The sequence below is a fragment of the Micromonospora sp. NPDC047527 genome (assembly GCF_040643015.1).
GTDB lineage: Bacteria > Actinomycetota > Actinomycetes > Mycobacteriales > Micromonosporaceae > Micromonospora.
On record NZ_JBEYTK010000003.1, the window covers coordinates 537106 to 561331 of the forward strand.

Genomic DNA, 24226 nt, shown 5'->3' on the forward strand with positions numbered 1-24226 from the left:
CATGATAGCTATGGCGCTTAGGCATGATGGCTATGTATCGTAGCCATCAGAACGTCACGCCACTTCGGGAGGCAGCATGAAGCTCGGCCCGCACCTGCACCGCATCGGCAACGACATCGTCGCCGCCTACCTGATCGAGACCGAGGAGGGTGTGACAGTCGTGGACGCCGGCCTCGCCGGTCACTGGGCCGACCTGGTCGCGGAGCTGTCCGCCATGGGCCGCTCGCTCGCCGACGTCCGGGGCCTGATCCTCACCCACGGCGACACCGACCACATCGGTTTCGCCGAGCGGCTCCGGCGCGATCACGGCGTACCGGTCTACGTGCACGCCGAGGACGCCGCCCGCGCCCGGGGCGAGGTCAAGTCCAAGACGCCCTTCGGGACGTTCAAGGTAGGCGCCGTGGCGCGCTTCTTCTGGTACGCGAGCCGCAAGGGCGGCCTGCGCACGACCTACCTCAGCGAGGTGGTCACCGTGCAGGACGGTCAGGTGCTTGACCTGCCCGGCGCCCCGCGCGTCATCGGAATGCCCGGGCACTCGCCGGGCAGCATCGCCGTGCACGTGCCGATCGCCGACGCCGTGTTCGTCGGCGACGCGCTCACCACCCGACACGTGCTGACCGGCCAGCCGGGCCCGCAGCCGGCGCCGTTCACCGACGACCCGGCGCTGGCGCTCGCCTCGCTCGCCCGCATCGAGGACCTGGGGGCGACGTGGATCCTCCCCGGCCACGGCACCCCGTGGAACGAGGGCGCCGGTGAGGCGGTGCGCCGGATCAAGGCGGCCGCTCAGGCCGGGTGATCGGTGGGCGTCAGAGCTGACCGACGTCGGTGATCCGGACGACCGCCGCGCCGACCTCGTCGGACGCCACCAGGTCGATCTCGGCGCTGATGCCCCAGTCGTGGTCGCCGTCCGGATCGTCGAAGATCTGCCGGACGGTCCACCGCTCCCGGCCCTGCTCGATCATCAGCAGCGCCGGTCCGCGGGCGTCCGGCCCGACACCAATCGAGTCGTACGCCTCGAAGTACGGCGCCAGCGCGTCGGCCCACGCGTCGTAGTCCCAGCCGTCGCCAGCGTCCAGTTCGGCGAGCAGGTCCCAGCGGCGTAGCGCGGCCAGCTCGACGCGGCGGAACAGCGCGTTGCGCACCAGCACCCGGAACGCCCGCGCGTTGCGGGTCACCGCCGGCGGCCGATCGGTCAGGGCGGCGTGCGCCTGGGCCACCTCGGCCACGTCCGACGGGTTGCGCAGCCGCTCCCACTCGTCGATCAGGCTGGAGTCGACCTGGCGGACCAACTCACCGAGCCACTCGATGAGGTCGATCAGCTCCTCGGTCTTGGCGTCCTCGGGCACGGTCTGCCGCAGCGTCTTGTACGCGTCGGCCAGGTAGCGCAGGACGAGCCCCTCCGAGCGGGTGAGCCCGTAGAACTGCACGTACTCGGTGAAGGTCATGGCCCGCTCGTACATGTCGCGGACGACGGCCTTGGGGGAGAGCTGGTGGTCGGCGACCCAGGGGTGGCCCTGCCGGTACATCTCGTACGCGGCCTCCAGCAGCTCCGCGAGCGGCTTGGGGTGGGTCACCTCGTCGAGCAGTTCGAGGCGGGCCTCGTACTCGATGCCCTCGGCCTTCATCGCGGCGACCGCCTCGCCGCGCGCCTTGAACTGCTGCGCGGAGAGGATCTGCCGAGGGTCGTCGAGGATCGACTCGATGACCGAGAGCACGTCGAGGGCGTACGACGGGGACTCGGCGTCGAGCAACTCGATGGTGGCCAGGGCGAGGGGGGAGAGGGGCTGGTTGAGCGCGAAGTCGAGCTGGAGGTCGACGGTGAGGCGGATCCGCCGGCCGGTCTCGTCCGGCTCGGGCAGCTCCTCGACCACCCCACCGGCGCGCAGCGCCCGGTAGATGGCGATGGCCCGACGGATGTGCCGGCGCTGCGCGGCGGGCTCCTCGTGGTTGTCGGTGAGCAGGTGCCGCATCGCGGTGAACGCGTCACCGGGGCGGCCGATGACGTTGAGCAGCATCGAGTGGCTGACCTGGAAACTGGAGGTCAGCGGCTCGGGCTCGGCGTCGACCAGCCGGTCGAAGGTGGGCTGACCCCAGCCGATCGAGCCCTCCGGTGGCTTCTTGCGGACCACCTTGCGGCGCTTCTTCGGGTCGTCGCCGGCCTTCGCGAGGGCCTTCTCGTTGTCGATGACGTGCTCGGGGGCCTGCACCACGACCCGCCCGATGGTGTCGTAGCCGGCCCGGCCGGCCCGCCCGGCGATCTGGTGGAACTCCCGGTTCTTGAGCAGCCGGGTACGGACCCCGTCGTACTTGGACAGGCCGGTGAACAGCACGGTGCGGATCGGCACGTTGATGCCGACGCCGAGGGTGTCGGTGCCGCAGATGACCTTGAGCAGGCCGGCCTGGGCGAGAGTCTCCACGAGCCGGCGGTACTTGGGCAGCATGCCGGCGTGGTGCACGCCGATGCCGTGGCGGACCAGCCGGGACAGCGTCTTGCCGAAGCCGGAGGTGAACCGGAAACCACCGATCGCCTGAGCGATCATGTCCTTCTCGGCGCGGCTGCAGACGTTCACGCTCATCAGCGCCTGGGCGCGTTCCAGCGCGGCGGCCTGGGTGAAGTGCACGACGTACACCGGGGCCTGCTTGGTCTCCAGCAGCTCTTCGAGCGTCTCGTGCATCGGCGTCATCGCGTACGAGAAGATCAGCGGGACCGGCCGCTCGGCCGAGCGCACGACGGCGGTCGCCCGCCCGGTGCGCCGGGTCAGGTCGTCGACGAACCGGGTGGTGTCGCCGAGGGTGGCGGACATCAGGACGAACTGGGCCTGCGGCAGCTCGATGATCGGCACCTGCCAGGCCCAGCCCCGGTCGGGCTCGGCGTAGAAGTGGAACTCGTCCATGATCACCTGGCCGACGTCGGCCTTCGCGCCCTCGCGCAGCGCCAGGTTGGCCAGGATCTCCGCGGTGCAGCAGATGATCGGGGCGTCGGCGTTGACGCTGGCGTCGCCGGTCAGCATGCCGACGTTCTCGGCGCCGAAGACCTCGCACAGCGCGAAGAACTTCTCCGACACCAACGCCTTGATCGGCGCGGTGTAGAAGGTCGTCCGGCTGTCCGCGAGGGCCGCGAAGTGCGCGGCGATCGCCACCAGGCTCTTACCCGAGCCGGTGGGCGTGTTCATGATCAGGTTGGCGCCGGAGACGATCTCGATGACCGCCTCCTCCTGATGGGGGTAGAGGTCGAGGCCGCGCTCCTTCGCCCAGCCGGCGAACGCGTCGAAGAGGGTGTCGGGGTCGGCGCTTGTCGGCAGCGCGGCAGTGAGCGTCATAGCCTGTCCATGGTGCCTGGATCATGCCCCCGGGCGCCAACCCGCCGCCCGCCGGGCCCTCGTCCGGGCACCGACGCGGCGTCGACGGTCACCGGCGCCGGTAGATCAGGTCCGCGACCGCCCGGCCGGCGACGATCGCCCGCCGCTCGAACTTCGTCACCGGGCGGTGCGCCGGACGCGGCGCGAAACCGCCGTAGGCGTCCACCAGCCCCGGGTCCGCGTCCAGGGTCAGCCGCATCGCCTCGGCGTACTCGGCCCAGTCGGTCGCGCAGTGCAGCGTGCCGCCCGGCCTCAGACGGGAGCGCAGCAGCGCCACGTGCGCCGGCTGGATGATCCGCCGCTTGTGGTGGCGGGCCTTGGGCCACGGGTCCGGAAAGTAGATGTGCACGGCGTCCAGGCAACCCTCGGGCAGGCCCCTGACCAGGTCCAACGCGTCGCCCTGGCCGATCCGGACATTGCCGAGCTCACCGCGCTCCACCAGGTCCAGCAGGTTGGCGATTCCCGGCGTGTGCACCTCGACCGCCAGATAATCTCGATCCGGGTCAGCGGCGGCCATCGCGGCGGTGCTGTCCCCCATGCCCGAGCCGATCTCCAGCACCACCGGGGCGCGACGGCCGAAGAGTTCCGCCAGGTCGACGGGCTCGTCCGACACGTCCAGGCCGTACCGGGACCAGAGCCGACCGAGCGCGTCCGTCTGCCGGCCGCTCATCCGACCCCGACGGGGGTGGAAGGTGCGGATGTGGCCCACGGGCGGGACGGCGGCGGGATCATGGTCGGTGGCGGTCACAGCAATCCGAGAGTACGCGACCCCGTCGGCGGATCGGATGTGATGTGCGACCGGGAATGAGAGGATCCATCTGGTACGGCAGGCCGGGCGGTCCGCTGCCCGGCGCGGTCCTACCGCGTCGAGAGGGGGCATCGTGCCAGTGACCCGCGGCGGTGTGACCCTGTCGGTGGTGACCGTGCTCGCCGGCCCTCTGTTGGCCGCAGCCCTCGCGCACGGCGTACCCCGACCCATCGACCCCGTGGCCGCCACCCGCGTGCTGGCCGCGCCCGCCCTCGGCGAGCCTGGCCTGGGCGCGCTCGCTGGGCCGTTCCTTACCGCGCCCGGTCTGACGGCGCCCGGTCTGAAGGCGCCCGGTCTGAAGGCGCCCGGTCTGACCGCGTCGTGGCTCGCCGCTCCCGCGCCGGACGCGTCCCAGCCGAGTGGCCTGCCGGTCGCCGCGCCTCAGCCGCCACCTCCGGTCGACGTCTTCGTCGAGGTGAGCCCCAGCACGGTGCAGCCCGGCTACCTCGTCGGCATCCGGGCCAGTTGCCGGGACAACTCGGTGGGCGCCACCGTCGTCTCCGACGCCTTCGGCGCCATCGGCGTACAACCGCAGCGTGGCGTGCTCACCGCCGCCCCGATGGTGCGCGAGCGCACCCGGCCCGGCAACTACCGGGTCAAGCTGGAGTGCCGCGACGGCGAGACCGCCTCGACCATGCTGCAGGTAGTCAAGAAGGTCCCGGACAAACCCAGCCGGGGGCCGGCGACCGGCTTCGGCGGCACCTCCGGTGGCATGACCGGCAAGCTTCTGCTGCCCGGCGGTGCCGCGCTGACCATCGCCGGGCTGGTCGTCGCGGTGCTGGCCCTGCGTCGGCCGCGTACCGTCCGTGGCACCGCGCGCCGCTGAGCCCGCCATGGAGATCTTCCGCCCCACGCCACCGCCGGCCGGTTCGCGCCCGCCCGCTGGTGCGCGCCCGCCCGCTGGTGGGCGACCGCCTGCGGATCAGGGGCCGTCGGTCGGGTCGCGGCCCTCCGGTGGTCGGCCCTCGGTGGTCGCCCGCGCGCCGACCGCCGTGGCGCCCCGGCGCAGTCGTCCGTCCGGGCGCAGCCCCTGGTCCGTGCCGCTGGCCGTGGTGCTGGTGCTGGCTGGCGTGTTCGCGACCGGGGCGGGGCTGGGTCGCTCGGTCGGCCCGTTCGACTGGGCTCCGGCCGGTGGTGAACCCCCCGCGCGGAGCACGACGGTCGGGATGTCGGCCAGCCGCCCGGTGCGCCTCGCGGTGCCGGCGATCAAGGTGGCCGCGCCGGTGGCACCCGTCGGGCAGGCCCGCGACGGCTCGATCGCCGTACCCCCGTTGGAGCGGCACAACGAGACCGGCTGGTACGACCGTGGCCCGACGCCCGGCGAGCCCGGCCCGGCGGTGATCGTCGGGCACGTGGATACCAAGAGCGGCCCGTCGGTCTTCTACGACCTCGGCAAGCTCAAGCCGGGGGACCTGATCGAGGTGGCCCGGGCGGACCGGTCGGTGGTGGTGTTCAAGGTCGACACCGTCGAGCACTTCCCGAAGGACCAGCTGCCCGCCGAGCGCATCTACGGGCACGACGGGCCCGCCGGGCTTCGACTGATCACCTGCGGCGGTCAGTTCATCGGCGGTCGCACCGGATACGCCGACAACGTGATCGCGTTCGCCACCATGCAGTCCTCCCGCAAGCCCTGACCGCCCACCACGTCGGGCCGTCGATCCGCATGATCGACACCATGTCGGCGATGTCGGGGTATCCCGCCATCCAGACACCCCCACATCGCCGACCTGGAGTGGATCAACGGCCGGGCGGGCTGGTTGCGCCGGGTGGGCTGGTTACGGCTGGCCGACGTGCAGGGCCACCTCGAACTCCAGGAGGCTCGCGCCGCTGGCGACCGGGGGGCGGGGCTTCTCGCCGGGAGCGTTCGCGTGCGCGGCACGGGACGGCCCGGCGGCCCAGGCCTGGTAGGCCTCCTCGCTCTCCCACTTCGTGTAGACGAAGTAGCGGGTCTCGCCGGCCACCGGCCGGAGCAGTTCGAAGCCGAGGAAGCCGGGGGAGTTCTCCACGGTGCCCGCCCGGGCGGCGAACCGCTTCTCCAACTCCTCGCCAGCACCCGGTGGAACGTCGATTGCGTTGATCTTCACGACTGCCATCTGCCCACCCTAGCCACCGCCAGCGGGCAGAGGCTCAGAACGTCTCGACGGCCGGTACGAGGTCGGCGTCGACCACGATCGGGGCGTGGTCGGAGGGACCCTTGCCCTTGCGGGCCTCCCGGTCGACGTACGCGGAGCGGACCGCGCGGGTGAACGGCGCCGAGGCGTACACCAGGTCGATCCGCATGCCCTTGTTCTGGTGGAACATCCCGGCCCGGTAGTCCCAGTAGGTGAACGGGTGTGGCCCCTTCATCGGGGTCGGCACCACATCGCTGAGACCCAGGTCGCGCAGTGCCGCGAGGGCGGCTCGCTCGGCCGGGGTGACGTGCGTGGAGTGGGTGAAGACCGCCGGGTCCCAGACGTCGGCGTCGGTCGGGGCGACGTTGAAGTCCCCGCAGACGGCGAGCGGGAGGCCGTCGGTCAGCTCCGCGTCCAGCGCGTCGCGCAGCGCCGCGAACCAGGCCAGCTTGTACGCGTAGTGCGGGTCGTCCAGCGTGCGGCCGTTGGGGACGTACACCGACCAGACCCGCACCCCGTCGCAGGTGGCGGAGATGGCCCGGGCCTCCGGGTCGGGAAAGCCGGGCTCACCGGCGAACCCGACCCGGACGTCGGTCAGGCCGACCCGGGACAGGATGGCCACCCCGTTCCACCGGCCGTCGCTGTGGCTGGCCACGGTGTAGCCCAGGTCGCCCACCTCGGCCACCGGGAAGGCGCCGTCCGGGCACTTGGTCTCTTGCAGGCAGACCACGTCCGGCCCGGTGCCGGCCAGCCACTCCAGCAGCCGGGGCAGCCGGGCCTTCACCGAGTTCACGTTCCAGGTCGCCAGGCGCATGCCCCCAGCCTGCCGCATCCGCCCCCGCGACGCCCGGTCAGCTGCCCGGGGTGTCGCCGGGACGGGTCTGTTCGGCCAGGAACCGTTCCAGCTCCGCGCCGAGTTCGTCGGCGGTGGGCAGCGGGCCGGCGTCGGCGGCGAGCAGGTTCTTCTCGCCGCGACCCCGGGCGAACGCGTCGTACTGCTCCTCCAGGGCCTGGACCAGGGCCGCGGCGTCCTCGGTCTGGGCGACCTGCCGGTCGATCTCCACCCGGACCACCTCGGCGGCCGAGCGCAGCCCGTCGCCGGGCAGCAGCAGCCCGGTGCTGCGGGACACCGAGGTGAGCAGCACCTCGGCGGCGGCCGGGTACTCCGTCTGCGCCACATAGTGCGGCACGTGCGCGGCGAAGCCGAGTGCGTCGCGGCCCTGCTCGCCGAGGCGGAACTCCAGCAGGTGGCCGACGCTGCCGGGCACCTGGACGCGTTGCAGCCAGGGCTCGTACCCGCCGATCAGCTCCGGCCGGGTGGCGTGCGCGGTCACCCCGGTGGGTCGGGTGTGCGGCACCGCCATCGGGATCGAGTTGAGCCCGACGGTGAGGCGGACGTCCAGCCGGGCGGCGAGCCCGGCGACCGAGGCGGTGAATCGCTCCCACTGCAGGTCCGGTTCGGGGCCGGTGAGCAGCAGGAACGGCGTCTCGTCGTCGTCGTGCAGCAGGTGCAGCTCCAGCTTGGGCGCGTCGAAGCTCTCCCAGTGGTCCTCGACGAAGGTCATCACCGGTCGCCGAGAGCGGTAGTCGAAGAGTTGGTCCACGTCGAAGGTGGCGATCGGCCGGCTCTCCAACGAGGTGAGCAACTGCTCGCGGGCCAGCCGGCTGGCGTTGCCGGCGTCCACGAACCCGGTGAGGGCCTGGATCAGGACCGGTTGCCCAAGGTCGGGCAGATCGTCGGTGAGCTGGTAGAGCTCGTGTGGGTCGAGCACCGGTGCGGACCTCCCTGGAATGTGCCTACGGGATGCCGACGCGACGGACGGCACCCGGTTCGGGCAACGTACCCGCCATCCTGATGCATTCCTGCGTCGGGCGATCCGTTGCCCGCCGGCTGGGCACGATCGGACTAACCACCCCAATACGCCTTTCGGCTGATGGCGGGTTCGGCCCAAAGGCCGAGTTTGTCGATCATGTCGGTCCGGGCGGCCCGATGTCCATGCCTGTCACCGCCCGTGCCGGCCTGCGTGTGGCACCGGCTTCATCCGGTACGCGAGGTACGTTCCCCGGGCGCGTCCACCCGCCCCGCTCGTCCACCCGGACACCCCCAATCTGTGGCGAGGACCACATGATCACCGTGCGTGATCGCGGATGTCGCCTGCCTAGCCTCGGCTGATGCGTGACGACGGCACCCTCGACGACCCGAACGCCCCGAGCAGCCCCACTGCCGAAATGGAGGAGGGCACCTCAACCGAACGGACAACCGCCGCTGGTCGGCTCCGGGCGTACGCCCGCGACCTGACCGGGCGGCGTCGGGCGCAGGTGGCGCTCGCCACCGGCGTGGTCTGCTGCCTCGGCCTGGCCGCCGTCGTGCAGGTCCGCGACGAGACCGCCGGCGCGGCCACCCGGGTGGACCCCACCGCCAGCGCGGAGTTGACGCAGCGCGCCGAGCAGCAGCACGCCTCCCGCAGCCTCGACCGCTCCGCCGCTCCGACGACCCCCGCCGCCACCCCGTCCGCGTCCGCGACCTCCGCCAATCCGGACACCACCGCGCGGGCCCGCAAGACCGCCTCGGCGAAGCCGACCAAGCCTGCGCCGGTCGCCGGGCTGGACAGGGCCCAGATGGACAACGCCGAGGCGATCGTCCGCACCGGCCGCGACATGGGCGTCCCGCGCCGTGGCCTGGTCATCGCGGTGGCCACCGCCATGCAGGAGAGCAACCTCTACAACGTCGCCAGCGGGGTCCTGCCCGAGTCGCAGAACTACCCGCACCAGGGTGTCGGCTGGGACCACGACTCGGTGGGGCTGTTCCAGCAGCGCTCCAGCAGCGGCTGGGGTCCGGTCGGTCGGCTGATGGACCCCGCGTTCGCCACCCGGCAGTTCCTCTCGGCGCTGCAGCAGGTGCCGGGTTGGCAGCAGATGCGGCTCACCGACGCGGCCCAAGCGGTGCAGATCTCCGCGTACCCGGAGCACTACCAGCAGCACGAATGGCGGGCCGTGCGGGTCGTCGACGCCATCGTTCCGGCCGCGGAGTAGCCTACCGACCACTGTGGACGATGGGGCTTGATCCTGTCGCGTCCCGGGTTCATCCGTTGCGGCTACGGGGTACACATGACACAGGGATCGTCGACAGGAGGACGTCATGTCACTGATGCAGCGGATCAGCGCTTTCTTGAGATCGCCGAAGGGGCAGCAGTTGGTGGACCGGGGTCGGCGCGAGCTGGCCAAGCCCGGCAACCAGCAGAAGCTCAAGGGGTTGGCGGCGCGGCTGTCCAACCGCCGCCGCTGACCGTCGAGCCGGTCGTCCTGCCCGCCGTGACCCCTGGGGAGCCTCGGTGACCGACACCCCGCCCGTCGGCGGCCAGCCCGCCACGCCCACCCCCGAACCGTCCGCCGACGTGCCGGCGGTGCCGCCGGCCGCCCCCGAAGGCCCGCCGGCTCGGCTGTGGGACCGGATGCGTGGCGATCCGCAGTACGCCCCGGAGCACCTTGCCCTGGAGGCGGTACGCCGGCTCGGGCCGGAGGCCGCGCAGTGGGCCGCCCGGGCCCGGGCCGAGCACCCCGGGGTCTCGGCCGAGGCCCTGGCCGACCAGGCGGCCCGCAAGTTCGTCAACCTGGCCCGCCTCTCCGGGGCGGTCTCCGGCGTGGCCGGGCTGCCCGGTGCCGTGCTCGACGTGGGCGTGCTGGCCTGGACCCAGGCGCGGATGGTGCTGCACATCGCCGCCGCGTACGACGTCGACCCTCTGCACAGCGACCGTGCCACCGACCTGCTCGTGCTCCAACGGGTGCACAAGGTCGCCGCGAGCGCCCGGCTGGCGCTCGGGGTGGCCGCCGGCCGGGAACGCGCCGACGCGCTCTTCGGTCTCGGCGGCCAGCGCCCGCTCGGCCGGGTCATGCTGCAGCTCGGTGTCCGGCTGGCGCAGATGGCCGGCGTGCGGGCGGCCAAGCGGATGTTCGCCAAGATCGTGCCGGGGGCGGCGATCGTGCTCGGCACCTGGGCCAACTCGTCCGCCACGAAGGACCTCGCGCAGCGGTCCCGGGCGCTGTACCGCCAGCGCGGCACCGCCGTTCCGGAGCCTCGCCGCCGGTGATCCGTGCGCCCTGGCGCGCCTCCGGCCGGTCAGCCGGCCAGGCCGGAGGCGCGCCAGGTCACCTCGGCGAGTCGGTCCTGCCCGGCGGCGTTGGGGTGGAACCAGTCCAGCGGGTTGAGCAGGTCCAGGGTGAACCGGACCTTGTGCACCGCGCCGCCGTCGTGCCGGCAGCGCGAGCCGTACGCCCGGCAGGCCGCCACCAACTGCGCGTTGTACGCGTCGATCCGCTCCCGCACGGCGGCTCGGCGGGCGCGGTCGGCGGGTGCCGTCGACGTGGCGTCGGCCAACAGGGCCGGGCAGACGCCCCGCCGCCAGGCGCGTGTCGCCCGCGCGTCGTCGTGCCCGACCTCCCAGAGCCGGTACAGGTCGGGAATGCTCACCACCAGCACCCGTGCCTTCGGCCGACCGGTCCGCAGTGCCCGCAGGCCCCGGTCGACGTCGGCCCGGAACTGCTTCACCGGGGTCATCGCGTCCACCCCGCTCCGGCAGATGTCGTTGGCGCCGATCAGCACGGTGACGTAGTCGACGCGGTCGCGTACCGCCGCCTGGGCCTGACCTTCGAGGGCGTCGGCACGGGCGCCGGGCCGGGCGTGGTTGTACGTCCGGCCGCGGATCGCGGAATTCTGGTCGAGCAGCCGCCGGTAGTGGCTCTGCACCCGCAGCCCGTCGCCGGTCGACCAGGAGTTGCGCTCGCAGGAGGTGAGCACCAGGCAGGAGGCGAAGCCGGTGCTAATCGAGTCGCCGAGCGCGGCGATGCCGCCGGGCCCGCCGGACTGCGGCGCGCTCTTCGTGGGACGGGGTGTCGCCGAGGTGCCACCCTCACAGGCCAGCGCGACCAGCGCCGCGATGCAGGCCAGCGCGGCGACCCAGCGTCGAGGCATGACAACCCCCGTCTCGCAGCACAGAGCGACAGCGCGGTAACTCTATGCGCAGGACGCAGTGTGGCGGGAAGGTGCTGTCGGGTATGCGGCGAAGTGGCTGCGGCGACACCGCCGGGGTGCTATGAGCGGCGCCAGGGAGCCGGCTGGCCGTGCAGCCACCAGCGCAGCGCCCGGGTGATCAGCGGCAGCACCAGATAGGTCATCAGCGGGGTCAGGCAGAGCGTCATCAACAGCACCCGCGCCGCCAGCGGCACAGCGTCGAGGAAGTGGCTGGTCAGCAGGGTGGCGGTGAGGCTCAGCGGAAAGAACGCCAGCCAGATGGTCACCGCCTGTTTCCACCTCGGCGGCGTCGGCGGCGCGGGCGGCTCGACCGGGTCCACCCAGTGCTCCAGCGGCGGGTCGAACCAACCCTCGATTCCGGTACGCCGCTCGACCCGGGTGTGCTCGACGATGCCCTGCGCCGAACTGAGCCACCAGTGCCGCTGCGGCGACTCCTCCCACCGGCGGAGGGTCTCGGCGTCGGCGAAGCGGTAGAGCATGTGCCACTCCGGCGAGCCCTGGCCGCTCTGCACCCAGCCGGCCCCGAGGAACCCGGGAAACGCCTCCGCCAGCGCGGTGCCGGCCCGCATCCAGGCCACCATCTCGCTGGCCCGGGCCGGGTCGGCGCGCCGTGCGATGGCGACGGTCACCGGCACGGTCTGGGTCATGAGCATGCGTCCATCCTGCGGTCGCCACGGCCGCTTGGGCGAACGGATGTAACCGAGCACACCGGGCGGCCGGGTGTTTGCCCCGGGTGTCGGTCCAGGGCGCTGCTGACCGGGCCGCCCGGGGCCGGTTAACGCTGCCGATCGAGGGTAGATCGTGGGGTATGACGAGATCGCAGCCCCGGCGTGCCCGTGGCACGGTCGGCCATGCCTACAGCGCGTTGAACCTCCGGCTCACCCTGGCCAGCTTCGGGTTGGTGATCATGGTGCTCTTCGCGGTGCTGGCGTTCTGGGCCGGGATCACCTGGCTCGGCGTCTTCTGCGTGATCTTCGCGGTGGTCGCCGTGGTCGACCTGGTCGTGATTCAGCGCCGCCGTGCCGCTCGCCGCCGCGAGGAGCCGGGCGTACGGCACTCGCTGTTCGAGTGACAGGAGGACGAGATGCCCCACATCGCCACCACCAACCCCGCCACCGGACAGGTGCTCAAGACCTATGAGGCGATGTCCACCGAGCAACTCGACGCGGCCATCGAGCGCACCGACCTCGCGTACCACCAGCTGCGCGGAACCACCGTCGACCAGCGCGCCCGCTGGATGAACGCGGCGGCCGACCTGCTGGACGCCGAACGGGACGAGATCGCGCGGATCATGACCACGGAGATGGGCAAGACGTACGTCGCGGCGCAGGCCGAGGTGACCAAGTGCGCCACCGCCGCCCGCTTCTACGCCGACAAGGCGCCGGCGTTCCTTGCCGACGAACCGGCCGACTCCACCGCCGTCAAGGCCACCAGGGCGTTCATCCGCTACCAGCCGATCGGCGTGGTGCTCGCGGTGATGCCGTGGAACTTCCCGCTCTGGCAGGTGATGCGCTTCGCCGCCCCCGCGCTGATGGCCGGCAACACCGGCCTGCTCAAGCACGCCTCGAACGTGCCACAGACCGCGCTGCTGCTGGAGGACGTGTTCCGCCGCGCCGGGTTCCCCGAGGGAGCGTTCACCACCCTGTTGGTCGGCTCGGAGGCCGTCGAGCGGATCCTCGCCGACCCCCGCGTACGCGCCGCCACCCTCACCGGCAGCGAGGCCGCCGGTCGTTCCATCGCCCAGATCGCCGGCCGGGAGCTGAAGAAGACCGTCCTGGAACTCGGCGGCAGCGACCCGTTCGTGGTGATGCCCTCGGCCGACATCGACCGGGCCGCCGAGGTCGCCACCACCGCCCGCTGCCAGAACAACGGGCAGTCCTGCATCGCCGCGAAACGGTTCATCGTGCACACCGACGTCTTCGACGCGTTCGCCGAGAAGTTCGCCGCGAACATGGCCGCGCTGCGCGTCGGCGACCCGATGGACCCGGACACCGACGTGGGGCCACTGGCCAGTGAGCGTGGTCGCGACGAGGTGCACGCCCAGGTCCGCGACGCGGCGGACAACGGCGCCACCGTGCTCTGCGGCGGTGAACCGCCGGCCGGCGACGGATGGTTCTACCCGCCGACGGTGGTCACCGACCTCACCCCGCAGATGCGGATGTGGTCCGAGGAGGTCTTCGGCCCGGTCGCCGGCCTGTACCGGGTGTCCTCGTACGAGGAGGCCATCGAGGTCGCCAACGGCACCAGCTTCGGGCTCGGCTCGAACGCCTGGACCCGGGACGAGGCCGAGCAGGAACGCTTCGCCACCGACCTGGACGCCGGCAACGTCTTCGTCAACGGCATGACCACGTCCTATCCGGAGTTGCCGTTCGGCGGCGTGAAGAACTCCGGCTACGGCCGGGAACTGTCCGCGCTGGGCATGCGGGAGTTCTGCAACACCAAGACGGTCTGGGTGGGCGAGGGCGCGGCCTCGGCCGGCGCGGGCGCGCACGCCGAGTAGCACTTGCAAGCATCAGGGGGTGCGGGCGTGGGTAGGAAGTGCCTCCATGACGTTGTTCGGATTTCACGCCTCCCATGAGCAGATCCATCCCCGCGCCCTGCTGTCGGCGGTGATGCACGCCGAGCGAGCCGGCTTCGACGCCGCCATGTGCTCCGACCACTTCTCACCCTGGAGCGCGCGGCAGGGCGAGTCCGGCTTCGCCTGGTCCTGGTTGGGCTCCGCGCTACAGGCCACCGGCATGTCGTACGGCGTGGTCAACGCACCCGGCCAGCGCTACCACCCGGCGATCATCGCGCAGGCGATCGGCACCCTGGGCGCGATGTACCCGGGCCGGTTCTGGGCCGCGCTGGGCACCGGTGAGGCCGCGAACGAGCACATCACCGGCGACGTGTGGCCGCGCAAGGACATCCGCGCGGCCCGGCTGCGCGAGTGTGTGGACGTGATCCGGGCGCTGCTGGCAGGCGAGGAGGTCAGCCACGACGGCCTGGTCCGGGTGGACCGCGCCCGGCTGTGGACCCGCCCCGAGGAGCCGCCCGCGCTGGTCGGCGCGGCCGTCAGCGTCGCCACCGCCCGCTGGTGCGCCGAGTGGGCCGATGGGCTGATCACCGTGAACGCCCCCGTGGCGCACCTGCGCGAGATGATCGACGCGTACCGGGACGCCGGCGGGCGTGGGCCACTGCACCTCCAGGTGCACGTCTCCTGGGCGCCGGAGCAGGCGCAGGCCGAGGCGATCGCGTACGACCAGTGGCGCAGCAACGTCTTCCCCCCGCCGGTCTGCTGGGATCTGGAGACCCCCGAGCACTTCGACGCGGTCTCGGCCGACGTGCCGGCGCAGCGGGTCGCCGAGGTGGTGAACATCTCCGCGGATCTGGGCCGGCACGTCGGCTGGCTCCAGGAGTACGTGGAGTTGGGCTTCGACCAGATCGCCCTGCACCACGTCGGGCAGGAGCAGCGCGGGTTCATCGACGCCTTCGGCGCCGAGGTGCTGCCGAAGCTGCGCCCGGGCGGCTGATCGAGCACTGATTCCACCCGGCCCTAGGCTCGTACCCCATGGAAGGTCTGTTCCCGGTCGTCGTCTTCCTGGCGATCGCCACCCTGGGCGCCGCGCTGGCCCGCCGGCTCGGTCTGCTCGCGCCGATCGTGCTTGTCGTACTCGGTCTGACGCTCTCCTTCGTGCCGGGCTTCCCGCAGGTGCGGCTCGACCCGGAGTTGGTGCTGATCGGCATCCTGCCGCCGCTGCTCTACGTCGCCGCGCTGGAGACCTCGGTGCCGGCGTTCAAGAACAACATCCGGCCCATCCTGCTGCTCGCCGTCGGTCTGGTGTTGTTCACCGCGTTCGTGGTGGGTTCCGTGCTGCACCTGCTGCTGCCACAGGTGCCGTACGCGATCTGCCTGGCCCTCGGCGCGGTGGTCGCCCCGCCGGACGCGGTGGCCGCCACGGCGGTCGCGCGGCGGGTCGGGCTGCCCCGCCGGGTGGTCACCATCCTGGAGGGGGAGAGCCTGGTCAACGACGCCACCGCGCTGGTGCTGCTGCGGGTCGCCACCATGGCCACCATCGGCTCTGCGGTCGGCGCCGCCGACGTCGCGACCGAGGTGCTGCGGGCCACCGGCGGCGGCATCCTCATCGGCGCGCTCGGCGCGCTGGTCTTCGGCTTCTTCCACCGGCGGATCACCGACCCGCTGCTGGACAACGCGCTGTCGCTGATCATCCCGTTCGCGGTGGTGTTCGCCGCCGAGTCGGTGCACGCCTCCGGTGTGGTCGCCGTGGTGGTCACCGGGCTCGCGCTCGGCCACAAGCTGCCCCAACTGCTCTCGGCGGCCTCCCGGTTGCAGGTCGGCGCGTTCTGGCGGCTGGCCCGGTTCCTGCTGGAGGGGCTGGTCTTCCTGCTGGTCGGCCTCCAACTGCGGGAGGTGCTCAGCGACCTCGACGAGCCGGTCGGCTCGCTCGTCCTGATCACCGTCGCGGTGCTCGCCACGGTCTTCCTGACCCGGTTCGTCTGGCTCTTCCCGGCCACCTACCTGGCCCGGCTGGTGCCCCGGGTCCGCCGCCGCGATCCGGCCCCGTCGCCCAAGGTCCCGATCGTCATCGGCTGGGCCGGGATGCGGGGCGTGGTGACACTGGCCGCCGCGCTGGCACTGCCGCTGACCCTGGCCGACGGCGAGCCGTACCCCCGGGCGCTGTTCATCTGGCTGGCCTTCGCGGTGATCGTTTTCACCCTGGTCGGTCAGGGGGCCACGCTGCCGCTGGTCGCCCGCCGGTTGAAGCTTCCCCAGGACGACCCGGTGCAGGACGCCCTGTCGGCCGCCGGGGTGCAGCAGCAGGCCAGCCGGGCTGCTCGGGACCGCCTCGACGAGTTGGCCGACGACGCGCCACCGGCGGTGGTGGACCGGCTGCGCCGGGCCCTGGACGACCGGACGAACATGGCCTGGGAACGGCTCGGTGGCACCGAGCGGGAAACCCCCTCCGAGGCGTACGGTCGGCTGCGACAAAAGATGATCGACGCCGAGCGGGACGTCTTCCGGGCTGCCCGGGACGCCGGTCGGATCCCTGAGGAGGTGCTGGTGCGGGCCTATCGTGACCTGGACCTGGAAGAGTCGTTGCTGCGGGAGGTCGAGAAATGAGCTGTCAACACCTGACCGAGGCCGGTGCCGCCGAGGCGCGTACCCCCGACGAGTGCGCCGACTGCGTCGCCGCCGGCGAGACCTACTGGGTGCACCTGCGTACCTGCCTGAGCTGCGGACAGGTCGGCTGCTGCGACTCGTCGCCGAACCAGCACGCGAGCAAGCACTTCGCGTCCACCGGTCACCCGGTGATCCGCTCGGCGCAGCCCGGCGAGGCCTGGCGCTGGTGCTTCGTCGACGAGGAGATCGGCTGAGGATCCGGCAACCGCCGGCCTCGGGCGCCGTGCGTCGGCCTCGTGCGTCGGCCTCGTGCGTCGGGCGGTTAGCCGAGCCGCCGGACGAGGAGCTGCCCCGGCCACGGGTCGCGTCCCGGTCGCACGACGGTGAACGTGTCGGTGGCGGTGAAGCCGCAGCCCTCGTAGAAGCGGACCAGCGCCCGATCGTCGCCGCCGTAGCAGTCCACCCGGAGCAGCCCCAGCCCTCGCGACCGGGCCAGGTCGGCGGCGTGCTCCAGCAGCCGCGCCCCGATCCCCAGACCGGCGTGCTCCCGGTCGGTGACCAGCAGCCGCACGTAGAGTTCCGGCTCGGTGGCCGGGGGCACGTCGTCGCTGGCGTCCCCGACCACCAGCGCACCGACCGGGTGCTCGCCGAGCATCGCCAGGTGCAGGCCGCCGCCCGAGGTCCAGGCGTCGGCCTGGGCGATCCGGCGTGGATCCGTCGACGCCGGCTCGGTGCCCCACTGGCCGGTCCGGCCGCGCGCCGCCAGCCAGGCCGTAGCGCCGTCGAGCAGCCGCAGCACGGTCGCGGCGTCGTCGGGGCCGCCGGGGCGGATGGTGATGCTCTGCTGGTCGGTCATGCCGTCATGCTGCTACACCCCGGGCGGGCGGCCAACGCCCACCGGGTGAGCGCCGGCCCGGCCAGGCCGACCGCGGCGAAGAGAGCACCCACCGCCAGCCAGCCGGGCACGCCACCGTCGAGCACCACCAGCGTCAGCACGGCCGGGGCGACGGCACGGGCCAGGCCGGCGAGCATCCCGTCCGCTCCCTGGTAGGCGCCGACCGCGTCCGGCGGAGCGAGATCGTAGGCGAGCCCCGCCCCGGCGGTGCTGTGCCACAGGTCGCCAACCGTGTAGACGACGGTGGCGACCAGCAGGAGCGCGATCGCCACGGTGGTGGGCAGGCTGGCGGCGGCCGCGTACAGCAACATCGCGACCGCCAGCACCAGGCCGGCCCGGCGCATCTGCCGGGCCGCCGGGGCCGCCGTGTCTGCGCCACGGCTCAGCCGTACCGCCAGCAGCACGGTGAGCAGCGTGTTGGTCAGCAGGACCGCCGACACGACGGGCGGGGGCGCCCCGATCAGGGTCACCGCCCACAGTGGCACCACCAGCGTGAGCACCGTCTGGTGGAGACCGAGTATCGCCGCCGCGCCGCTCACCGCGAGGAAACGACCGTCGCGCAGCGGCCGCCTCCGAGAGATCCCGGCGGCCATCGGGGAATGCGCGGCCGGTGCCAAGGCCGGCAGCCGCAACAACAGCGCCGCCGACACCAGATAGGTGGCCGCGTTGCCGGCCACCAGGATCTGGTACGCCAGGTGCGTGTCGGCGGCCAGCGCGAACCCGGCCAGCCCTGCCCCGACCGCGATACCCAGGTTCGCCACCGCCCGCAGCGTGGCGAAGGCGTGCACCCGCCCCTGCGGGCCGGCGACGGCGGCGACCAGCGCGGCGCGGACCGCGAGGTTGCCGGAGGCCAGCAGCGCGTCCAGTGTGGCCACCAGCAGGAAGACCGGAAACGAGCCGACCATCAGGTACGCGCCGGCCACGGCGGCCTGCACCAGTTGCAGGACAGCCCGCAGGGTCCGTGGGTCCCGGCGGTCGGCCAAGCCACCGAGCGGCACGCTCGCCGTCAGTCCGATCAGCCCGGCCACGCTGAGCCCGGTGCCCACCTGGACGGCGGAGAGCCCCACGTCCCGGGTGAGGTAGAGAGCCGCGCCGGTCAGCCACAGTCCCGAGCCGACGGTGTTCGCCAGCGTGGCGAGGGAGAGTGTGCGCAGTCGCCCCGGCGGCGGTAGGGGCGACACGCCCCGCATCAGCGCCCGGTGCGTAGAGCCGAGAAGGCGAGCCGCGCAGCCCCGGTGTGTCGATTGTTTGCGTCCCCGTTGACAGTCATGACGCCGACGCTAGGCAGGCCGGGCGACGTTCGTGGTCCCGAACGACGCGAGGCTGGTCATATCGGCCCCTGCCCCGTCCCGGAGGCGCGCCCCCGTGAAGGGTGCGCTGCCCGCTGCCCGCTGCCCGCTGCGCGTTTCCGGTCCGCAGCCTTGGCTGGTGGGGCTGCGATGTCCGCCGCCGGTGTTCAGGTCCCCGGTGGTCACGTCCGCCGGTGGTACTGGTTGCGGCGGGGGAGTCGGTCGGGGTCGAGCCAGGCCGGCGGCACGAATTCGGGGTGACCGTCGCCGCCCAGTCGAACGGCCCAGTCGCCGTGATGGAGGTGCCGGTGGTGATGGGCGCAGAGCAGCACGGAATTGGCCAGGCTGGTGTTGCCGCCGTCGGCCCAGTGTCGGATGTGGTGGGCGTCGCACCAGCGGGGCGGGCGGTCGCAGCCCGGGAAGGCACAGCCGCCGTCACGCAGGACCAGGGCGCGTCGCAGTGGGCCGGTGATGAGGCGGCGTTGTCGGCCGACGTCGAGGACCTGGCCTGCGCCGCCGAGGACGGCGGGCAGGATCGCGGCGTCGCAGGCGAGCCGGCGTACCGTCTCCGGGGTGAGCCGGAGGCCGGTGTCGAGTGTGCCGGCGTCGAACTGCCGGGCCAACGCGTCGAAGCCGGTGGTGACGACGACCTGGGCGGGCTCGCCGCCGTGCTCGGGCAGCTCGTTGGTCCGCAGGGCGAGTCGGCAGATGTCGGCGAGCGCGTCGTGGCGGCGCTGCCCGGGACTGCGCGGATCGTCCGGCCCCGACGGCGCCGTCAACGGGTCGATCGCGGCGCGTAGCAAACCGGCGGCTTCGGCGTCGAGGCTGCCGGTCAACCGCAGGCGGCCATCTGGCAGCTCGGACAGCGTGACATGACGATCCCGGTCGGCTCGGCGCGCCTCGGCCTCCAGCGCTGACCTCGCGGTGGTCTCGGCGACCTCCGGAGCCACGTGGTCGAGGATCCGGGTGCCCAGCTTGCGCAGCAGGGTCGGCTCGAACTGCCCGGCCCACTCGACCAGCACTCTGACAGCCTTGTCGGCGGCTTCCGCGCCAGCAGCGGCGTGCACCGTGCCAACCGCGTCGCCGATGACCCGGGCCTGCTCCACGCTGATGTCCCCGTCGGCTAGGGCGGCCCGGACCCCGGGTGGCCCAGCATCCAGCGCTGCGGCGAGGTCGATCAACCGGCGAGCGGCGGGGACGGTGAGCCGCAGCCGGTCGCGCAGCCAGACCGCCGTCGACGACGCACCCTGCGCCGTAGCCGTGTCCCGGCCGTCCAGCTCGCGCACCAGAGCGAGCTTCACGGCCGCCAAGCGCTGCTCAAGCCGGTGCGTGGCGTCGAGCGCCGCGACGAGGTCGTGCTCGCCCAGAGCCCACGGCGCCGCGTCGACGCACACGGCGACTGCCGCCTCCGCCTGCGCCAACTCCTCCATCACTGACCCAGATTAGAACATGCGTACGACAACTTTTTGCTTGGCGAGCGGCGGGCTCGGCTGCTCGGCGACGTCTCGTTGACGACGCGTAGGCCAGCCGACGGCAGGTCCACGTCTTTCTCGATTGCCTGGCGAACAGAATCCGGCGCCGCCGTGCTCGCGGGCGCGGACGACGACAGACGTTTCCTGCGGCTGCGTTGCGGTGCTGAAAGCCGGGTTCTTCGCTGGACGCCGGTCCCCCGGATGGAGGTATCGGATGTCGCCGGCCGTCGCCAGAGCTCAGCGGTCCGCGTGCTCGGCGAGGCGTTCGGTGGCGAGGCAGGAGACGAGGCAGCGTTCCTTGGCGTCGCCGGTGAGCTGGGCGGTCCAGTCGGTGAGGCCGCCGTCGCCGACCTCCAGGCTGCCACCCTGGACGGTGATTCGCATGGCGCAGCCACGGTAGTAGCCGCGGCCCCGTTCCCGCTCCGGTTCGTCCACGAGCGGCACCGGGCCACCGTCGAGTGCCGGGCGGACGGTGTCGGCCAGTCGCTCCCGGACGGCCGGGTCGTCGAAGACCGTGACGTGCAACTGGGGTGCGGCCGCGGGTGCCAGTTCGGTGAGGACGGTCTGCCAGTAGGTGAGGTGCCGGATCAGCAGCCGGGCCTGCGTGCTGCCCGAACCGGCGTCCCGAGCGCTGGACACCAGGGCGAACAGCCGGAAGTGCGCCGACGCGTCGGCGCCGAAGTCCTGCGCCCGCAGCACCCGGTGGGCAGCGGCAAGGTGCACCTCGCTACTGCGACGACGGCGCACCGCCGCCTCAATGGCGAGGGCGTTGGTGGGATCGCTCAGCACCTCGCTGGCGCGCATCGTGGTGACGATCCTGTTCTGGCTGACCGGTGTGACCGCCGAGCAGGTGCCCACCGGTACGACCGGCGACAGCTCCACTCCCGAGACGTCGGCCGGCAGCAACTGCCACATTCGTGCCTCGACCTGAGCGAGCACCCCGGGGTCGGCGCGGGCCGGGCGGACGAAGCGGTCCTCGTGCCAGCGACGAACGACATCGGACGGCCGCACCGTGGCCGCGCGGTCGCGGGCCACGGTCAGCAGCAGGGTACGCAGGTCCGTGGCAGGTAGGCCGACCAGCGCGGCTCGCGTCCCCGCTGGCATCGCCGCCCACACTCGGCGCTCGGCGTCGGTCAGTTCGCGCCCGTCCATGGCCCTCACCATGGCTGACGTCCCCGGCTGCGGTCGACCGGGTTTTGGTGCCACCGCTGAACTGCACCGTCGGCACACCGACGTGCTTCACGCGGCCGCTGGCCGCCCCCGGGACCGGGGGGCGAATCGTTTACGTCATCAGCTCCAAAGGACCCGTAGAGGGCCTATCGCTACCGCCGAAGGCCCGAGGGCGCGGCGCGGTTCGACGCGCAGTCGCCCTGGTCGACGTCGGATCAGCGGCGAGGGCTGGTGGCCGCTCGACGAAGAAGCGGCCACCAGCCCTACCGGCCAGAGGGGTCAGGGTCAGGTCAGTGAGCAGGCCGCCCCGTTGACGGTGACCAGGCCCGGGTCGGGGTTGGCCCCGCCCGTGGTGGTCGCGTTGAAGCCGAACGTCACCGTGCCGCCGGGTGCGATCTTGGCGTTGTACGACTCGTTCTTCGCGGTCACCGTCGCGCCGGCCTGGGTGACCTTGGCCATCCATGCCTCACGGACGCGCTGGTCGCCGGTGAACGCGAACCGCACGCTCCAGCCGTTGACGGCCGTGGCGCCGGTGTTGTTGATGGTCAGCTGCGCGGTGAACCCGGTGCCGCCCTGCCAGGTGCCGTAGTTGTCGTAGCGCACCGAGCAGGTGGTCGCCGGCACCGCGCCGGCCTCGCCCTGGTCGGCCAGGAACGAGGAGATCCACGTCAGCGCCGAGTTCCAGTTGATCGCCACCTCGTTGGTGGCGTACGAGTTGATGTCGTCGACGTAGCAGAACATCGGCGCGCAGCCGTCGAGCAACTGTGCCGCGAACGGGTCCTGGAGCGCGGCGTTCGGGCCACCGGCGATGGAGCCAACGGGCGGTCGGGGCATGCTCGGGTCGAGCTGGTGGCCGAAGATCCGGCTGTGCTGGTTCTGCGCGGCGTGCTCGCCCCAGCCGGTGACGTAGGAGATGTTCAACGCGTTGCGGCCGAAGATGTAGTCCATCGCCTGCACGGCGCCGTCGCGGTAGACGGGGTTGCGGGTCAGGTCGAACGCGGTGGCCAGCACCACGGCGTTGTTGATGACGTTGCTGTTGCCGCCCCAGAAGTAGCTGTTGGCGTCACCGGGCATCGGCAGCCCGTACGCCTGCCGGCGCAGCTCGGCGAGGTACGCGTCGGCGGCCGAGGTGACCGAGGCGCGGACCCGGGTCAGGTCGGCGGCGGGCAGCCCGTTGGGCACGGTGGCCAGGTCGAGGCGGCCCAGCGCGGCGACGCTCTGCCAGCCGAAGCCCCGCGGGTCGAACACGTCGCCGGTGTGGTGCGGCGAGGCGGTCAGGTCGGTCAGGTAGGTCTGCGCCCCGGTGGTCAGGTACAGCTCGGCCGCCGCCCAGTAGAACTCGTCGGAGACGTTGCTGTCGTCGTACGCGCCGCCGCCGTTGCCGTCGGTCGGGCTGGCGTACACCGCGGGGTGTGCCTTGGCCGCGCTGTAGGCCGTCTTCGCCGCGGTGGCGCAGCGGGTCGCGAACGCCGCGTCGTAGGGGGCGAAGAGCCGCGCGCACTGGGCGGCGGTGGCGGCGAGGTTGAGGGTGGCCGCGGTCGACGGCGGGTGCAGCTCGCGCGGCTGCGCGTCGTCCTGCGGGGCGAGCGGAAGGCCGGTCCAGTTCCGGTCGTGGATCTTGTGGTGGGCCATGCCGGCGAGCGGCTTGCCGGCCGGGACCTGCATGCGCAGCAGGAACTCCAGCTCCCAGCGGGCCTCGTCGAGGATGTCCGGTGTGCCGTTGCCGCGCTCGGGCACCCGCAGCGTGCTGTCGGCCAGCCCGGCGCCGCCGGCCGCGGTGGCCGCCGTCTTGGTCCGCTCGAAGGTGCTCAGCAGCTGGTAGGTGGCGATGCCGCCGTTGACCACGTACTTGCCGTGGTCGCCGGCGTCGTACCAGCCGCCGCGTACGTCCAGCGAGTAGTCGCAGACGCCCGGCTGGCACGGCACGCTGGTGTCGCCCTGGTTGGGTGCCACGCCGAGGTGGCCGGCGGGGCGGGCGTACTCGTCGCCGATCAGGTCGCCGTCGATGGCGATGCCGCTGCGCTGGGCGTAGAAGAACTGCAACGAGTCGGCGCGCAGCCGGTCGTAGAGGGTGCCGGAGATGTCGAACGGGTGGCTGGTCTCGCCGTCCACGGTGAGGGTCAGCCCGCTGCCGGGGGTGCGGTAGCTGGAGAAGTCGAGGGTCTGCACGTTCTGCCCGGAGGCGGCGTCCACGCCCCGCGCGGTGGTGGTGCCGCTGGCCAGGACGGCGCCGGCGGCCGAGCGCAGCTGCCAGGGCAGCGGCCCGGTGGCCTCGGTGACCACTGTGGCGTTCTTCGGCCCGCCGGGCAGGTAGCCGACCTGGTTGACCCGTACCCGTGGCCCGGTGTCCGGCACGTACGGCTCGGGCGGTTCGCCGCCGCGCAGCGACACGTCATCGAGGCAGATGGTCTGCGCCTCGGCGCTGCCGCCGACCTGGAAGATCAGTTGGGCGCTGGGGTTGTCGTCCGGGACGGTGAAGGTCTGCTCGAAGCGCTGGGCGGTGCCGGTGGCGGCGGCGTCCACGGCGGCGTACGTGGTGTAGGGGGCGGTGCCGAGCTGCAGCACCGCCTTGACGGCGGTGCCGGGGGTGGCGGAGACATCGAAGCCGAGGGTGTATTCGGCGCCGGCGATCAGTGGCACGCCGTCCTGGCCGATGCCGGCGTCCCACGGGTTGGCCAGCCCACCGGGGACGGTGGTGCAGAGCCGGCCGTCGGTCACCGCGAGCGCGTCGGTGCCGTAGGAGAACCACGGGCTCACGCCGGCGCTGAAGTCGCCGTTGTCGATCTGCTCGGGGGCGTCCGGTGGTGGGTCGGCGTGGGCCGCGCCGGCGCCTGCGCCGACGAGGGCCAGGGTGGTCGCCGCGGCCAGCAGGAGGCGGCGTCGGGATGGCGTCACGGGGAGTCCTTCCGGGACGGGAAGTGGGGCGGGTGGTGGTGGGAAACTTGGGAGCGCTCCCAGGTATCGGCTCGAT

The 24226-nt window shown here is 72.5% G+C and carries 23 protein-coding genes; 11 read left to right on the forward strand and 12 right to left on the reverse strand.

Annotated features, from left to right (window positions below; all coding sequences use genetic code 11):
- The first annotated feature begins 76 nt into the window (after positions 1-76).
- Positions 77-796, forward strand: a complete 720-nt coding sequence (locus ABZ808_RS15420) for an MBL fold metallo-hydrolase (protein ID WP_357006098.1) — start codon at positions 77-79, stop codon at positions 794-796.
- A 10-nt stretch (positions 797-806) separates the two neighbouring features.
- Here the strand turns inward: ABZ808_RS15420 and ABZ808_RS15425 are convergent, their stop codons facing one another.
- Both ABZ808_RS15425 and trmB read right to left on the reverse strand, forming a co-directional pair.
- Positions 807-3320, reverse strand: coding sequence for a DUF3516 domain-containing protein (locus ABZ808_RS15425; RefSeq protein ID WP_357006101.1), 2514 nt, complete (start codon positions 3318-3320; stop codon positions 807-809).
- Positions 3321-3408: 88 nt separating this feature from the next.
- Positions 3409-4029, reverse strand: a complete 621-nt coding sequence (gene trmB, locus ABZ808_RS15430) for a tRNA (guanosine(46)-N7)-methyltransferase TrmB (protein WP_357006802.1) — start codon at positions 4027-4029, stop codon at positions 3409-3411.
- 208 nt (positions 4030-4237) lie between these two features.
- Between trmB and ABZ808_RS15435 the strand changes: the two genes are divergently transcribed.
- Both ABZ808_RS15435 and ABZ808_RS15440 read left to right on the forward strand, forming a co-directional pair.
- Positions 4238-4993, forward strand: a complete 756-nt coding sequence (locus tag ABZ808_RS15435; RefSeq protein WP_357006805.1) for a hypothetical protein — start codon at positions 4238-4240, stop codon at positions 4991-4993.
- Positions 4994-5159: 166 nt separating this feature from the next.
- Complete coding sequence (locus tag ABZ808_RS15440; RefSeq protein WP_357006808.1) at positions 5160-5801, forward strand: class F sortase; 642 nt, start codon at positions 5160-5162, stop codon at positions 5799-5801.
- Positions 5802-5942: 141 nt separating this feature from the next.
- Here ABZ808_RS15440 and ABZ808_RS15445 read toward each other — a convergent pair whose 3' ends face one another.
- Genes ABZ808_RS15445 through ABZ808_RS15455 form a run of 3 tightly spaced genes read right to left on the reverse strand, consistent with a single transcriptional unit; the run spans position 5943 to position 8050 of the window.
- The gene (locus ABZ808_RS15445) at positions 5943-6260 is read right to left on the reverse strand and encodes an antibiotic biosynthesis monooxygenase (protein ID WP_357006103.1); all 318 of its coding nucleotides are present in this window, start codon (positions 6258-6260) and stop codon (positions 5943-5945) included.
- Between the two features lie 34 nt (positions 6261-6294).
- The gene (locus ABZ808_RS15450; protein WP_357006105.1) at positions 6295-7092 is read right to left on the reverse strand and encodes an exodeoxyribonuclease III; all 798 of its coding nucleotides are present in this window, start codon (positions 7090-7092) and stop codon (positions 6295-6297) included.
- Between the two features lie 37 nt (positions 7093-7129).
- Positions 7130-8050, reverse strand: a complete 921-nt coding sequence (locus ABZ808_RS15455) for a PAC2 family protein (protein ID WP_357006107.1) — start codon at positions 8048-8050, stop codon at positions 7130-7132.
- 400 nt (positions 8051-8450) lie between these two features.
- Between ABZ808_RS15455 and ABZ808_RS15460 the strand changes: the two genes are divergently transcribed.
- From ABZ808_RS15460 to ABZ808_RS15470, 3 genes are all read left to right on the forward strand, one after another.
- On the forward strand, positions 8451-9311 hold the full coding sequence (locus ABZ808_RS15460; RefSeq protein WP_357006110.1) for a peptidase M23: 861 nt from the start codon (positions 8451-8453) through the stop codon (positions 9309-9311).
- A gap of 106 nt (positions 9312-9417) precedes the next feature.
- Positions 9418-9564 carry a hypothetical protein gene (locus tag ABZ808_RS15465; RefSeq protein WP_357006113.1) on the forward strand — a complete coding sequence of 49 codons (147 nt, stop codon included), beginning with the start codon at positions 9418-9420 and terminating at the stop codon, positions 9562-9564.
- Between the two features lie 46 nt (positions 9565-9610).
- On the forward strand, positions 9611-10366 hold the full coding sequence (locus ABZ808_RS15470) for an EcsC family protein (protein ID WP_357006116.1): 756 nt from the start codon (positions 9611-9613) through the stop codon (positions 10364-10366).
- A gap of 29 nt (positions 10367-10395) precedes the next feature.
- Here the strand turns inward: ABZ808_RS15470 and ABZ808_RS15475 are convergent, their stop codons facing one another.
- Together ABZ808_RS15475 and ABZ808_RS15480 are read right to left on the reverse strand one after the other, a co-directional pair.
- Positions 10396-11247 carry a GDSL-type esterase/lipase family protein gene (locus tag ABZ808_RS15475; protein WP_357006119.1) on the reverse strand — a complete coding sequence of 284 codons (852 nt, stop codon included), beginning with the start codon at positions 11245-11247 and terminating at the stop codon, positions 10396-10398.
- A 119-nt stretch (positions 11248-11366) separates the two neighbouring features.
- Positions 11367-11960, reverse strand: a complete 594-nt coding sequence (locus ABZ808_RS15480; RefSeq protein WP_357006122.1) for an antibiotic biosynthesis monooxygenase — start codon at positions 11958-11960, stop codon at positions 11367-11369.
- A 155-nt stretch (positions 11961-12115) separates the two neighbouring features.
- Between ABZ808_RS15480 and ABZ808_RS15485 the strand changes: the two genes are divergently transcribed.
- From ABZ808_RS15485 to ABZ808_RS15505, 5 genes are read left to right on the forward strand one after another with little or no spacing between them, the layout of a single operon-like run.
- Positions 12116-12379 carry a DUF6343 family protein gene (locus tag ABZ808_RS15485; RefSeq protein WP_357006125.1) on the forward strand — a complete coding sequence of 88 codons (264 nt, stop codon included), beginning with the start codon at positions 12116-12118 and terminating at the stop codon, positions 12377-12379.
- Positions 12380-12391: 12 nt separating this feature from the next.
- Positions 12392-13807: an NADP-dependent succinic semialdehyde dehydrogenase gene (locus ABZ808_RS15490; RefSeq protein WP_357006128.1), complete on the forward strand. Its 1416-nt coding sequence runs from the start codon at positions 12392-12394 to the stop codon at positions 13805-13807.
- Positions 13808-13853: 46 nt separating this feature from the next.
- Positions 13854-14819 (forward strand): TIGR03885 family FMN-dependent LLM class oxidoreductase, encoded by a 966-nt coding sequence (locus ABZ808_RS15495; RefSeq protein ID WP_357006130.1) that lies wholly within the window; start codon positions 13854-13856, stop codon positions 14817-14819.
- 38 nt (positions 14820-14857) lie between these two features.
- Positions 14858-16429 carry a Na+/H+ antiporter gene (locus ABZ808_RS15500; RefSeq protein WP_357006133.1) on the forward strand — a complete coding sequence of 524 codons (1572 nt, stop codon included), beginning with the start codon at positions 14858-14860 and terminating at the stop codon, positions 16427-16429.
- The gene (locus ABZ808_RS15505; RefSeq protein WP_357006136.1) at positions 16426-16683 is read left to right on the forward strand and encodes a UBP-type zinc finger domain-containing protein; all 258 of its coding nucleotides are present in this window, start codon (positions 16426-16428) and stop codon (positions 16681-16683) included. The genes ABZ808_RS15500 and ABZ808_RS15505 overlap by 4 nt, the downstream gene beginning before the upstream one ends.
- A gap of 68 nt (positions 16684-16751) precedes the next feature.
- Here the strand turns inward: ABZ808_RS15505 and ABZ808_RS15510 are convergent, their stop codons facing one another.
- From ABZ808_RS15510 to ABZ808_RS15530, 5 genes are all read right to left on the reverse strand, one after another.
- The gene (locus tag ABZ808_RS15510; RefSeq protein ID WP_357006139.1) at positions 16752-17285 is read right to left on the reverse strand and encodes a GNAT family N-acetyltransferase; all 534 of its coding nucleotides are present in this window, start codon (positions 17283-17285) and stop codon (positions 16752-16754) included.
- Positions 17282-18514 carry an MFS transporter gene (locus ABZ808_RS15515; protein ID WP_357006142.1) on the reverse strand — a complete coding sequence of 411 codons (1233 nt, stop codon included), beginning with the start codon at positions 18512-18514 and terminating at the stop codon, positions 17282-17284. Before ABZ808_RS15515 ends, ABZ808_RS15510 begins: the two co-directional genes overlap by 4 nt.
- A gap of 281 nt (positions 18515-18795) precedes the next feature.
- On the reverse strand, positions 18796-20046 hold the full coding sequence (locus ABZ808_RS15520) for a DUF222 domain-containing protein (protein ID WP_357006145.1): 1251 nt from the start codon (positions 20044-20046) through the stop codon (positions 18796-18798).
- 276 nt (positions 20047-20322) lie between these two features.
- Positions 20323-21237 carry a hypothetical protein gene (locus ABZ808_RS15525; RefSeq protein ID WP_357006147.1) on the reverse strand — a complete coding sequence of 305 codons (915 nt, stop codon included), beginning with the start codon at positions 21235-21237 and terminating at the stop codon, positions 20323-20325.
- A 303-nt stretch (positions 21238-21540) separates the two neighbouring features.
- Complete coding sequence (locus ABZ808_RS15530; protein ID WP_357006149.1) at positions 21541-24150, reverse strand: glycoside hydrolase family 9 protein; 2610 nt, start codon at positions 24148-24150, stop codon at positions 21541-21543.
- Between the last annotated feature and the right edge of the window lie 76 nt (positions 24151-24226).